Origin of the sequence: Luteibacter sp. UNC138MFCol5.1 (assembly GCF_900110505.1) — a bacterium.
In the GTDB taxonomy this organism is placed as follows: Bacteria; Pseudomonadota; Gammaproteobacteria; order Xanthomonadales; family Rhodanobacteraceae; genus Luteibacter.
In genome coordinates this window covers 93,554-106,453 of the sequence record NZ_FODZ01000006.1, presented here as the reverse complement: position 1 = coordinate 106,453, position 12,900 = coordinate 93,554, and the positions used below count along the sequence as shown (strand labels likewise).

Annotated in this window: 11 protein-coding genes; 5 read left to right on the top strand and 6 right to left on the bottom strand. The window is 64.5% G+C overall.

The window, feature by feature from the left end; translation table 11 throughout:
* The first annotated feature begins 10 nt into the window (after positions 1-10).
* The 5 genes from BMY69_RS16350 (at position 11) to BMY69_RS16330 (ending at position 4,506) form a co-directional block, all read left to right on the top strand.
* Positions 11-853, top strand: coding sequence for an NAD-dependent epimerase/dehydratase family protein (locus BMY69_RS16350; protein ID WP_177191204.1), 843 nt, complete (start codon positions 11-13; stop codon positions 851-853).
* Positions 850-1,821: a glycosyltransferase family 2 protein gene (locus BMY69_RS16345; RefSeq protein ID WP_090180215.1), complete on the top strand. Its 972-nt coding sequence runs from the start codon at positions 850-852 to the stop codon at positions 1,819-1,821. Before BMY69_RS16350 ends, BMY69_RS16345 begins: the two co-directional genes overlap by 4 nt.
* Positions 1,814-3,043 carry a polysaccharide biosynthesis protein gene (locus tag BMY69_RS16340; RefSeq protein WP_090180213.1) on the top strand — a complete coding sequence of 410 codons (1,230 nt, stop codon included), beginning with the start codon at positions 1,814-1,816 and terminating at the stop codon, positions 3,041-3,043. The genes BMY69_RS16345 and BMY69_RS16340 overlap by 8 nt, the downstream gene beginning before the upstream one ends.
* A gap of 30 nt (positions 3,044-3,073) precedes the next feature.
* Positions 3,074-3,445: a DMT family transporter gene (locus tag BMY69_RS16335; RefSeq protein ID WP_090180211.1), complete on the top strand. Its 372-nt coding sequence runs from the start codon at positions 3,074-3,076 to the stop codon at positions 3,443-3,445.
* A gap of 152 nt (positions 3,446-3,597) precedes the next feature.
* Positions 3,598-4,506 carry a class I SAM-dependent methyltransferase gene (locus BMY69_RS16330; protein WP_090180208.1) on the top strand — a complete coding sequence of 303 codons (909 nt, stop codon included), beginning with the start codon at positions 3,598-3,600 and terminating at the stop codon, positions 4,504-4,506.
* Here BMY69_RS16330 and BMY69_RS16325 read toward each other — a convergent pair whose 3' ends face one another.
* From BMY69_RS16325 to BMY69_RS16300, 6 genes are all read right to left on the bottom strand, one after another.
* The gene (locus tag BMY69_RS16325; RefSeq protein WP_090180206.1) at positions 4,507-4,974 is read right to left on the bottom strand and encodes an NUDIX domain-containing protein; all 468 of its coding nucleotides are present in this window, start codon (positions 4,972-4,974) and stop codon (positions 4,507-4,509) included.
* Between the two features lie 101 nt (positions 4,975-5,075).
* A complete protein-coding gene (locus tag BMY69_RS16320; RefSeq protein WP_090180203.1) occupies positions 5,076-6,014 on the bottom strand; it encodes an electron transfer flavoprotein subunit alpha/FixB family protein in 939 nt (312 codons plus the stop codon).
* Positions 6,015-6,036: 22 nt separating this feature from the next.
* Positions 6,037-6,783 (bottom strand): electron transfer flavoprotein subunit beta/FixA family protein, encoded by a 747-nt coding sequence (locus BMY69_RS16315; protein ID WP_090180201.1) that lies wholly within the window; start codon positions 6,781-6,783, stop codon positions 6,037-6,039.
* A gap of 81 nt (positions 6,784-6,864) precedes the next feature.
* Positions 6,865-9,969 carry a glycosyltransferase family 4 protein gene (locus BMY69_RS16310; protein ID WP_090180198.1) on the bottom strand — a complete coding sequence of 1,035 codons (3,105 nt, stop codon included), beginning with the start codon at positions 9,967-9,969 and terminating at the stop codon, positions 6,865-6,867.
* Positions 9,956-11,212: a glycosyltransferase gene (locus tag BMY69_RS16305; RefSeq protein ID WP_090180196.1), complete on the bottom strand. Its 1,257-nt coding sequence runs from the start codon at positions 11,210-11,212 to the stop codon at positions 9,956-9,958. Before BMY69_RS16305 ends, BMY69_RS16310 begins: the two co-directional genes overlap by 14 nt.
* Positions 11,212-12,819 (bottom strand): electron transfer flavoprotein-ubiquinone oxidoreductase, encoded by a 1,608-nt coding sequence (locus BMY69_RS16300; protein WP_090180193.1) that lies wholly within the window; start codon positions 12,817-12,819, stop codon positions 11,212-11,214. The genes BMY69_RS16305 and BMY69_RS16300 overlap by 1 nt, the downstream gene beginning before the upstream one ends.
* Between the last annotated feature and the right edge of the window lie 81 nt (positions 12,820-12,900).

The window sequence follows — 12,900 nt, the reverse complement described above, 5'->3', positions numbered from 1 at the left end:
GGGAGATCGCGTGCTCGTCACCGGTGCCTCCGGGTTCCTCGGCCGCAATCTCGTCGATCGCCTGCGCCAACTCGGTTGCGACGTCGTGCCGATAGGGCGTGCCCAAGGCTTCGACCTCCTCACCGATCGCCTAGCACTGGACGGCGTTCGACATGTGTTTCACCTCGCCGGTGAGACCGGCGTCCTCGATGCCTGGAGCGACCCGTCGCGCTTTCACCTTGTAAATGCGCACGGAACGGTGCGCGTCCTTGAGCAATGTCGCGAGGCCGACGTGTCGCTGACGTATGTCGGCGCTTATATCTACGGCATTCCGGAGCGGTTGCCCATCGACGAGTCCCATCCCGTGCGACCCAACAACCCATACGCTTTTTCGAAGTGGATGGGAGAGGAAGCATGCCGTTGGTACGCGTCGACATACGACATGAGCATTACCGCGATTCGCCTCTTCAATGTCTACGGCCCCGGTCAGTCGAATCGCTTTCTCATTACGCGCATTGTCGACCAGTTGATGGACCCGGCTGTCGAAAGCATCGAGTTGATGGACCTTGCGCCAAGGAGGGATTACCTCTTCGTGGACGATGCCATCGATGCCTTCGTCGCCGCCATGCCGGAGCGTGGATTCCGGGTCCTGAACGTGGGGCAGGGTCAGTCGTGGTCCGTGAGCGAGGTGGTCCGGATCGCCATGGACGTGCTTGGTGTTCAGAAGCCCGTCGTCGACAAAGGCAATGCGCGCCCTAATGAAATTCCCGATGTGGTAGCCGACTGCTCGGCCATGCGCGACTATTGCGGATGGATGCCGCGTCGTGATCTCCAGACGGGTATCGCCACCTGGCTTAAGGAGTCCGTCGGATGAAGACCATTCAGATCCTCTGCCCGGTCTTTCGCGAAGAGGACGGTATCCTCATCTTCCATGACCGCCTAAAAAAGGCGCTCGATCCGCTACGTGACCGCTATAGCTTCGGTTTCATCTATGCGGTCGATCCTGCAGGGGATCGCACGGAAGACATCCTGCTCGACCTTGCCGGCCGGAGCGACGATGTCGAGGTCCTTGTCATGTCGCGCCGCTTTGGCCATCAGGCCGCCTTGATCGCTGGCATCGACGCGAGCGTTGCCGATGCCCTGATCATGCTCGACAGTGATGGTCAGCATCCGCCCGAACTCATCCCCACGCTTGTGGAGCGTTGGGAGTCCGGTGCCGAGATAGTCCAGACGCTTCGACAGGACGGCAAGGAGACACCCTTTCTCAAGCGTACGACATCGGCGCTTTTCTATAAGTTGATTTCCGGAATAGGTTCCATCGATCTCAAGTCAGGTGCAGCCGATTATCGGTTGCTGTCGCGCCGCGTCGTTGAGGTGCTTCGCGATCAGCTGACCGAGCGAAATGTCTTTCTCCGTGGCCTTGTGACGTGGATTGGTTACAACATCGCCTATGTCGAGTTCCAGCCGGAGAGACGGCAGTTTGGCGCATCGAACTACCGGACGTCGATCCTGTTCAATTTTGCGCTTCAGGGCATCAGTTCGTTCTCAAAAACTCCGCTGCGCATATGCACGATCACCGGTCTCGCGATTGCATCGCTGAGTGTTCTACTCGGTCTGGTGTTCGTCGCCGGCTACATTGCCGGTCCATCCCGCGTACCCGGCTGGGCTTCGCTCGTCACGTTCATAACGTTTCTTGGCGGCGTGCAGCTCTTCTTCATGGGTATCTTTGGTGAATACCTTGGCCAGATCTTCGACGAAGTGAAGCAACGTCCCCGTTACCTCGTTGCGCGGCGGGGCTCCCCGGGCGGTGGCCTTATCAATGGAAGCAAAGAGCATGTCTGACCTCATATCCCTGCGTCCGGAATCACTCGATGCAGTGGTCCTTCAGCGTGACCGCTCGCAGTTCGCCGACGACATCGTCGCGCGCGAGACCGAGCTCCGGCAGATGACTCGGGGTGCGCGCGTTTTGGTCGTCGGCGGTGGCGGAACTATCGGATCTGCCACCACGATGTTGCTCGCTGCGCTGCGTCCAGCAGCCCTTCACGTTGTCGACCAGAGCGAGAACTACCTGGCGGAGCTTGTGCGCGATCTCCGTAGCCAGCCTGACGGCCTTCACGTCGACGACTTTCGTGCGCTTCCGCTCGATTACGGATCCCCCGTCATGGGTCGTTTCCTGGCCGAGAGCGCCCCGTACGATTTTGTCCTCAACTTCGCCGCGCTGAAGCACGTCCGCTCGGAAAAGGACGTCTACTCCCTCCTTCAGATGCTCGACACGAACGTGGTTCGCCACGTTCGCTTCCGTCGCTGGCTGCTTGCCCACGGTCATGGAAAGCGCTATTTCTCTGTCTCGACGGATAAGGCGGCGAATCCCACGAGCTTGATGGGCGCCAGCAAGCGTCTCATGGAAGACGTCGTGTTCGACCCCGCGCTTTGTCAGGGAGCCGTTGCGACGTCAGCTCGATTCGCCAACGTCGCGTTTTCCAATGGTAGCCTACTGCAGTCTTTTCTGACCCGAATGGCGAAACGGCAACCGTTCGCCGCGCCGCGCGATACACGCCGCTATTTCGTGTCGCAGGCGGAATCCGGGCAGATCTGCCTGCTTTCGGCGTTGCTTGGGAACGATCAGAACGTGCTTTTCCCGAAGCTGGATCCGGTCAGTCAATTGCAGCCGCTCCAGGGAGTGGCGGAACGCGTCCTTCAAAGCATGGGTTACACGGCCGAGCTTTTCGTCGATGAGGACGAGGCGAGGGGCGCGGTCGAGGCGCTTGCTGCAGAAAAGCGTTGGCCGCTACTGCTGACGCCTCTCGATACCAGCGGTGAAAAGCCCTACGAAGAGTTCGTAGGCCATGGCGAATCGGCGCTGGAATCGGGTTTGCAGACGCTCGGCGCGGTCCGCCATGTTCCGAGTGCGCTCTTGTCGGCTGGCTTGCTGGATATGCTCGAAGACGCCGTCGGCCGAACGGACGGACCCGTCGCGAAGGCGAGAATCGTGGAAGCGATTCAGTCGGTCATTCCGAATTTCGCACATCGCGAAACTGGTAAGACGCTCGATGATCGCGTCTGAGCGTCCGGCGGATTCCGGGAGCGAAAACTGATGCCATACATTGCAACCTGGCTCCTGTTCGCCGCGTACACCTTGCTGAGTGTCGGCGGTATGGTTGTGGCCAAGCGCGCGCTTCCGGCTCTCAAGGTCGCCTTCGCACAGGGTCACGACTGGTTTCATCCTGCCGTACTGGTCGCGCTTGGCGGGGCCATGTACGTATGCAGCTTCCTGACCTGGATGGTGATCCTTTCCCGCTCGCCCCTCATGACCGCCTATCCCGCCGCAGTGGGCCTGACCATGGCGTTTTCCACGCTGTGCGCGATCGTCTTTCTCGGTGAGACCCTGACCGTCGCGAGTGTCGCTGGGGTTCTCCTTATCTTCGCGGGGGTATTGGTGCTGGCCAGGTCCGCGACAGGCACTTGATGGCCGGCGCGTGCTTCGGGCTCGGGTGTTCGCGGGATTGTGTGTAAGATAGATGAGTCGATGGGGTGACGCGGGGGAGCGTCGCCATAAAATGCACCACGACAACAATTTACTCAGTGGCACAGCCCACCGTGAGACAGGAGAGACTCTCGATGATCACCTTGGACAGGCCTGGCGTTGAGACGACAATTCGCGAGGCGGCGCTCGACGCGGGATCGGACGGTTGTTTGGTCTGCTCGTCGGCCTACGGCCCGAGCAAGCTTCCCGGACTGAAGTGCTGCACGGAGTGTGGATTTATTACGGCGGACATGGCGCTCTCAGACGACGAGCTCAGCGCCTTGTACGGCGAGGATTATTTCCATGGCAATGAGTATCGGAACTACGTATCTGAAGAGGTAAGCCTCAAGGACAATTTTCGGCGACGGCTGCGGACGCTGCACGAGCTGATTCCCGATTTGCGCGAGCGGCGCGTTTTTGAGATTGGCTGCGCCTACGGTTTCTTTCTGGATGAGGTGAAGGGAGACGTTGCGGCAGCGAGCGGTATCGACATTTCGGCGGACGCGACCCGTTACGCGAGGGACGTAAAGCATGTCGACGCGATTACGGGAAATTACTCAGATTACGTGACGCCGCCTGGCATTGGCTTCGTGGCTATGTGGGACACCATCGAGCACCTTCCCCGACCGGATCTGTTTATCGAGAAAGCCGCGCAGGATATCGACAAGGGTGGTTATATTGCTGTGACAACTGGCGACATCGCGAGTCTGAACGCGCGAATGCGTGGCAAGCACTGGCGAATGATCCATCCTCCGACGCATCTCCACTATTTTTCGGTCGATACGTTGAGCAAGTTGCTCGACCGGCATGGTTTCGACGTCGTTCATGTCAGCCATCCGGGGAATGCACGCGACCTCCGATCGATCCTCCATTTCGTTTTGGATCTGCGTCTCGGCTGGGGCGGTCTCTACCGCCGGATTGCAGGCTGGCGAATCTTCAATATGTCGCTGTCCATGAACCTGTTCGACATCATGTTCATCGTGGCGCGTCGCCGGGACACATGATCAGGTGCCGGCAGGCTCGATGCCATTTTCCAGATACATGGCGCCGCCACGACTATTCTTATTGCCGAGCTGCAGCAGTCGTCTGGCGATAGAGGGAACGACGAGGCTGCGTGCGGTTTCGTCGGCGCAAAATCGAAACGCGGTCAATTCATCTTCCGGCAGGCGGATGCGCGCGATTTCCGCATCCGTCAACGCATTGCACTGAAACAGGAAGTGCACGCTCTCGTCGTAGCCGTCGTGCGCGGAGAGGTAGTCGATGCACGCAAGTCTCGCGATTCGTACGTTGATCGCGAGTTCCTCCCGGATCTCGCGGACAAGTGTCGCCGCGGGCGGCTCGTTCCGCTCACTGATTCCTCCGGGCAGCAGCCAGCCGTCCCGGTACGACGGCTTCACGATGAGAAGTTCGCCGCGCTCATTGCGTACGAGCGCGCCCGCACTGACCCGCTTGGTTGGAAAGGACAGCTGCATGGAGCGCGTCACGGACGTCAGGGCGTAAGTACCGGCCGGGGAGGGAGGCCGGCGCACTGCGGGAATCGGGCGCCGGTCTGCGCTTGGTCTCGCATGTCAGGTCAGAGCGCGGCTTCCAGCTCCGGCAGGATCTTGAACAGATCCCCCACCAGGCCGATGTCCGCGATCTCGAAGATCGGCGCTTCGCCGTCCTTGTTGATCGCGACGATCGTGCCGGCGTCCTTGATGCCCGTCAGGTGCTGGATAGCGCCCGAGATGCCGATGGCGATGTAGAGCTCCGGCGCGATGATCTTGCCGGTCTGTCCCACCTGCATCTCGTTAGGAACGTAGCCGGCGTCCACGGCGGCGCGCGAGGCGCCCACGGCCGCGCCGATCTTGTCCGCGAACTTGTAGATGACGTCGAAGTTCTCCTTCGAGCCGACGCCGCGGCCGCCGGAGACGACCTTGGGGGCACCCTGGAGGTCCGGACGGTCGCTCTTGCCCTGCTGCAGGCCGACGAAGCGGGTGTGCGAGGGCAGGGTGGCATCGACGGAGAGAGCTTCCACCGGCGCCGAACCGTTCGAGGCGGCGGCGGCCCAGGAGGCGGTACGGATGGTAGCGACGACAATGGATGCCGAATCGACCTCCACCGTGATGATCGCGTTGCCCGCGTAGATCGGACGCTTGAAGCTGTGCGGGCCTTCCACGGTCATGACGTCGCTGACCTGCGACACGCCCAGCAGGGCGGCCACGCGAGGCGCGAGGTCCTTGCCGAAGGTGGTCGACGGAGCGAAAACGTGGGTGTAGCCGGATGCGGCCTTCGCGATCTGCGGGGCTAGCACGGCGGCCAGCGCATGGGCGTTCTCGGCGCGGGCGACGGTCAGCACCTTGCTGACGCCGTCGATCTTCGCGGCTTCGGCGGCGACGGCGTCCGGCGCGTCGGACAGGACGATGACGTCGATGGCTTCGGGTTTCACGGCGGCTGCCGCGCTCACGGCGCGAGCCGTCGAGCCGTTGAGCTTGCCGTCGAGGTGTTCGGCGATAACGAGGATCTTGGACATGTCGGGTCTCCGGTCGGCTGCCTTACAGCAGGCCCTTCTGCTTGAGGGCCGCGACGAGTTCGGCGGCGTCCTTCACCATCACGCCCTTGCTGCGCTTCGGCGGGGCGGCGTAGTGGGTGGTCTTGATGTGGTCGGCGGCGTCGACGCCCAGCGAGCCCAGCTCGATCACGTCGATCGGCTTGGATTTGGCCTTCATGATGTCCGGCAGCTTGATGAAGCGCGGCTCGTTGAGGCGCAGGTCGGTCGTGATCACGGCCGGCAGATCGGCCTCGATGGTTTCCAGGCCCGCGTCCACCTCGCGGGTCACCGTGGCCTTGCCATCGGCGACCTCGACCTTGCTGGCGAAGGTCGCCTGCGGGCGGTCCCACAGGGCGGCCAGCATCTGGCCGGTCTGGTTGGCATCGTCGTCGATGGCCTGCTTGCCCAGGATCACGAGACCCGGCTGTTCCTTCTCGACCAGCTTGAGGAACGTGCGCGCGGCGGTCAGCGGCGACACGGCATCGCCGGTCTGCACGTGGATCGCCCGGTTGGCGCCCATGGCCAGGCCGTTGCGCAGGTGGGCGGTCAGGTCGGCCGGGCCGATGCCCACCACCACGACTTCCTCGGCCATGCCCTTCTCGCGCAGGCGCAGGGCCTCCTCGAGGGCGATGTCGTCGAAGGGGTTGGCGGAGAGCTTGACGCCGTCGGTAACGACGCCCGTGCCGTCAGGCTTGACCTGGATGCGGACGTTGTAGTCCACGACGCGCTTGTAGCCGACCAGAATCTTCATTTGATGACCTATAGACAGACGATCGAGACCGTAGCCCGCACGGAGTCGGGTGGTTAGTCCAGTAGTATAGCGTGGAGCGATCTAAGCTGAATCGTGCGGCGCGCCATACCACGCAGCGTGCTTTTCGGTTCGCCCCGGATGCTCGCTGTCGCAAATGCGATCAGCGAGCGCTTCAGCGGCCGCCTGCCAAGCCGGCCAGGTCAGGCGATTGCCTGGGGCCGGACGGTCGACGATCCAACGGGCGAGGAACGTCGCCAGTGCGGTTCCCGTCGTGCCCTCGAAATAGGCCGGATAGTCACCAGCGACTTCCCGGAACACCTTCAGCGAGCGGGCGATGACCGGCTTGCCCCGTTGCGCGGCCTCGATGAGCGGCAGGCCATACCCTTCGCCGAGCGATGGCGCCAGCAGCGCCGTGCTGGCTTCGTATACGGCGTCCAGGGTCTCGTCGCTGCACCCCTCGAACCAGAACAGGCGTTTCCCAAGCTCGGGGTGGCGTTCGATCCGGCGGATCAGGTCGGTAACCAGCCATCCGCGCTTTCCCACGATCGCGAGATTGAGATCGGCGCCCGATGCCCAGAGCAGGTCGAGCGCGTCGAGCGCCTGGGCGTGTCCTTTCCGGGGTTCGATGGTTCCCACCATCAGCAGAGTCGGCCTGGCAGCGAAAGCGCCAGCGACATCCTTCTCGAGGAGGCCGGGGCGCGATTCACGCAACGGTTCCACACCGAGGGGGAAAACGGTGAGAGCCGGGGGGCGCGCACGCCTTTCGGCGCGAAGCCACTGGGCGATGTCGTCGGCGGTGGACTGGGAAATGCAGTGGACGGCATCGGCGAGGTCGGTCATCCGTTCCAGCCAGCGGACGAACGCCTCGCGGGCCTGTGGATGAAACGCATCGGGGAGGGTGATCGGCAGGATGTCGTTTGCGACGAAATGCATGCCGACTCCTGCGCGATGCCATGTGCGCAACAGCGTGGCGCTCGATGGCAGGCTTTCCATCGCCCAGTCGAGCCCGACGAAGACTTCGTCGCCGCTGATCGACACGGGGTCCTCCACGAGACCCTCCGGCACCTCGACGCCCAGCAGCTCGGCCGCATAGGCATGCGCGTGCTCGTAGCGGCCGTCGCGGAAGGCGATCGGCTCGATGCGCACGCCGACGGGAGGTGTGCGCAGCCATGCTCCGAGGATGTTGCGCACGACACGCTGAATGCCGGTCCGGAGGTCGTGGCGCGAGATGTGCGTGACGTCGACGAGCCAGCGCGTTGCACGCTGGGGCCGCGACCGGTCGATCGCATCGGCGACGCGAGCCAGATCGGTGTCGCTCAGCCTCGGCGCCACGTGCGCGGCGATCTCGTCTTCGATGCCGCGCTGGCGAACCATCGAATCGCCGTTGAAGGCTTCGACCCATGCGGCGCGCGATGCTTCGCCGTCCGCATGCGACTCGACGGTGCGCATGGCGATCGCCTCCGCGCGCAGGGCCTCTGGCCAGTCGATGCCGCCGGGCGTCGCAACCGCTTTCCAGCCACCGGCACGGTACCGATCGAACGCCGTCAGGTGATCGCCGTCCGGGAACGGACCCTGCCACTCGACGAGGCCCGGCCATTCGCGCAAGCGGTGGAGCACGTCGCTCGCGTGCGCCGCGTCCGCCAGGTACACCGGAATCTGCGCGTCGTCCGGCGGCGCCTGGATGCTGGCAGACGTCGCGACCCACGCGGTAGCGACCGGCGAGCGCGATTCAGGGCGCGTGGTCAACGCCCGTTCGATGGCGGTCAGAGCACGCTCCGCGACCTTCGGCCAGGTGAATCGAGCGGCGCGGAGCAGCCCGGCATCGCGGAGCGCGGTGGCGAACGACGGATCGTCCAGCACGCGAGACATGGCGCCTGCCATCGCATCGACATCGTTCGCGTCGAACAGCGCGGCCGGGCTCCCGACGACCTCGGGCAAGCTCGTCGCGTCGTTCACGATCACGGGCGCGCCACATGCCATCGCTTCCAGCGGTGGCAGGCCGAAGCCTTCTCCCGCGGACGGAAAAACGAACAGTTCGCAGGCCTGGTAGAGGCGGACGAGATCCTCATCGGTGACGTAACCGGTGAGATGGATGCGATGCGGCGCGATACTCGCGGCGCGTATCGCTTTGTCGAAGCGCTCGCGGGTCGCATTGTCCAGGGCGCCCACCACGACGAGGTCGACACGATCACGCAGATGGTCGGGCAACGCGGCATACGCCGGAAAGAGGCGCTCGACGTTCTTGCGTGTGTCGGTCCCGCCGTTGTAGAGGATGAAGGGACGCTCGATGAGCAGGTGCCGGGCCAGATAGGCGCGGTTGTCCGATCCGGCGGCTGCCGGGCGGAACCTCTCGTCGACTCCCGCTCCGATCGCGACGACGCGGTCTGGATCCAGACCCAGGCGCGCGATCGCGTCGACCCTGACCCATTCCGATATGGCGAGCAGGAGGTCGCAAGAGCGCAACGCCTCCAGGCGGCGTGAGTACCAGTCGCGCGCCCGGGACTGCCCAAGCCCTTTGGGATCCTGCAGCGGAAGCAGGTCGTAGAGTGTCGCGGCGGTGAGCTGGCGTGGCGACCGGTGCGGCATGAGCGCATCGCTCGCGTATCCTTCGATGAGGCTGCTTAGCCAGACGACATCGGCGCCCCCGATGTCCAGCGCATGCGTGAGCAAGCGCTCGCCGGCCTCGCGCCGGGCATCGTTCGCTGGGGTATCCGACGACGTGTCGCGCAATGGACCGTAGGCTCTGCGGCGCGGACGCAGGGATTCGGCGACCATCCTGTCGAGCATCTCGTCCACGCCGTCGAGCGCCGCATTGAACAGCAGCTCGACATCGTGGCGTCCCTCGGCCAGCTTGAGGAAGGCGATCGTGGCTTCACGGGTATACCGGCCGATGCCGCGTTGGCGGCTGGCCGTCTGGACGCCCTGCAAATCGATCTGGATCTTCATCGCGGCATCCGTGACCGCATCCGGGCCAGCGCGTGGCGGCTCCCCTCGGGCAATCGGTCCGGGTCGACATCGAGCACCGCTTCCGGATGTTCCGTCCGGTGCATGAGATGGCGCAGTCGCGTGTCCAGCCATGGGACGCGATAGGCCGCGTCGACGATCGCGCGCTTCAAACGCGGGTGCTTCGCGAGGACTCCGAAAAGACGTCGAAGCGTGGCCCTGAACAGCGTCATGGTCCGCCATCCAGCGCGCGGCGCAGGGCGTCGCGGGCGTTTTCGACCGAGAAGTGTCGCCGCACGTTATCGACGCCCGCGTCCGACACCGCGAGCCACAGCGACTCGTCGCTTGCCAGTCTCACGATGGCGGTCGCGAACGCGGTGGGGTCATCGGCGACCAGCGCATCCACGCCATCGGAGAGGTGCATTCCCTCGGCGGCGATCGTCGTCAGGACGACGGGAAGACCATGGCTCATCGCCTGGTTCACCTTTCCCTTCACGCCCGCGCCGAACCGTAAAGGTGCGACGGAGACCAGCGTCTGCTCGTGTAGCGGCCCGAGATCGGGAACGCGCCCGTGGACGACGACGCCATCGCGTTCGATGGCGCGCCTGGATACCGCGTCGATGTCGCCAGCGACGTGGAGCACCATCTCGTCGCGCTCAGCGCGTACCCGAGGCAATATCTCGGCGATGAACCAGCGCACCGCATCTTCGTTAGGAGGGTGACCGAAGCCACCGACGAACAGCATGCCACTGCGGCCGTCGAATCCACGCACCCGTCCTTGCACGTCATGGATGTTGCTGAGCAGTTCGACGCTCGCGCCAGGCGCTTCGCGCTCGAGGACGCTCCGTTCGTCTTCGCTCACCACAAGGGTCACGTCACAACGCGAGACCATGGCCAACTCGCGGTCGCGTGAGCGGCGCGCCTGGCGCACGAGCGACGCATTGCCCGTGAGGTCGGCTGCGCGCCCTTCGCGGATGAAATGCAGATCGACCGTATCGAAGAGCACGCGGGCCTGGGGCGCGAAACGACGCACGACGCTCACGTACTGGTCTGCCACGGGCAGCCGACAAAGCATGACGGCGTCCAGCGAACCGCCTTCGCGGGACAGCCATTGCAACACCGGCTCGCGGACGACGCGTACGCCGAGCGCGCCGAGTCGGACGGCGTCGGCCACCGAGGCGTCGCCATCGTCGGCGATGAAGTCCACCTGCCATCCGTCCGCATTCAGCAGGGCGAAGATCTGAGAAAGGCGCACGGATCCCGAATCGCGCGACGGATCGGGGGTCATCGTCTCGATGACCAGAATGCGCCGCGCGCGGTGCCCCGCGGCTGGCAAGCGAATGGTGATTTCCTCCGCCACGCCCTGCTGGGCGGGGCGGGGGCGTAGCGCCCGTCGCAGCGTTCCGCGCCACCCTCGGATGGCGATGCTGCCCCTCGCCCGTTGCGCGAGCCGAAGCAGGCGACGGAGTTTCCAGCCGATATCCATCACAGACCCTGGTAATTCGGCCCCGAGCCACCCTCGGGCGTCACCCAGGTGATGATCTGGTACGGGTCCTTGATGTCGCAGGTCTTGCAGTGCACGCAGTTGGCGGCGTTGATCTGCAGGCGACGGCCGGACTCGTCCTGCACCATCTCGTAGACGCCGGCCGGACAGAAGCGCTCGCACGGATTGCCGTATTCGGTGGTGCAGCGTTCGACGCAGATGCTGGTGTCCGCGACCTTCAGGTGCACCGGCTGGTCTTCGTCGTGCTCCGTCGCCGCGAAATAGACGCTGGCGAGGCGGTCGCGCGGGGCGAGGGTGCGCTCGACATAATCTTTCTTCGGCGCTTCGTACTGCCCGAGCTTGCCGAGCGCCGACCAGTCGGCGTGGTTCTTCAGCGTCCACGGCGATCGGCCGCCCGTGACGGTTTCCCACGCGGCGTTGATCAGGCCGCGCCAGAGGCCCTTGTTGAAGCCGGGACGGATGTTGCGCACCTTGTGCAGTTCCGCCATGACGGCCGACCCACGCAGCTTCGCATCCCAGCCCGCGGGAGAGAGCTGCGTGGCCACGAGGTGTTCGGCGGCGAGCATGCCCGAGGCGATCGCCTGGTGCGTGCCCTTGATCTTCGGCACGTTGACGAGGCCGGCGGAATCGCCGATGAGGATCGCGCCGGGCATCTCCACCTTAGGCAACGACTGCGCGCCGCCCTCGACGATGGCGCGGGCGCCCGCGGACACGATGCTGCCGCCTTCGAGCAGGCCCTTCACGTTCGGGTGGTGCTTGAACTGCTGGAAGGCTTCGAACGGCGAGAAGTTCGGGTCCGGGTAGTCGAGGCCGACGACGAAGCCGACGGCGACGCGGTCGTTGTCGAGGTGATACAGGAAGCTGCCGCCATACGTGTCGTTCGCCAGCGGCCAGCCGAGCGTGTGCACCACCTTGCCCGCTTCGCCCTTACCCGGCGCGAGCTGCCAGAGCTCCTTGATGCCGATGCCGTAGGTCTGCGGATCGCTGTTCGCGTCGAGGTCGTATTTCTTGATGAGCGTCTTGCTGATGTGACCGCGGCAGCCTTCGGCGAGCACGGTCACCTTCGCGCGGATGTCGATGCCTTCCGTGTAACCCGGCTTGTGCGTGCCGTCGCGGGCGATGCCCATGTCGCCGATGCGCACGCCGTTCACGGCGCCGCTGTCGTCGAACAGCGCTTCGGCCGCGGCGTAGCCGGGGAACACGTCGACGCCCAGCGCTTCGGCCTGCGGCGCCAGCCAGGCGCACAGCGCACCGAGGCTGACGATCACGTTGCCGTGGTTGTGCATCTGCGGCGGCGTCACCGGGCTCCTGGTGGCGGACGCATGGTCGCGGAAGAACCAGAATTCGTCCTTCGTCACCGGCACGCAGACCGGCGGCGGGGCCTTGCGCCAGTCGGGCAGCAGGCGGTCCAGCGGCGCGGTCTCGATCACCGCGCCGGAAAGGATCTGCGCGCCGATGGTCGATGCCTTCTCTATCACGCAGACCGTGATCTCGGGATTGAGCTGTTTCGTACGGATCGCGAACGCCAGTCCCGCGGGGCCTGCCCCGACGACGACGAGGTCGTATTCCATGGTTTCGCGTTCGCTCATGGCTGGCTCACTCAACGGCTGGCTGCGGGGATCGGCCTGGCATTGTCCGGTTTCGCCGCGGCGGCGGCAAATCACATCGGG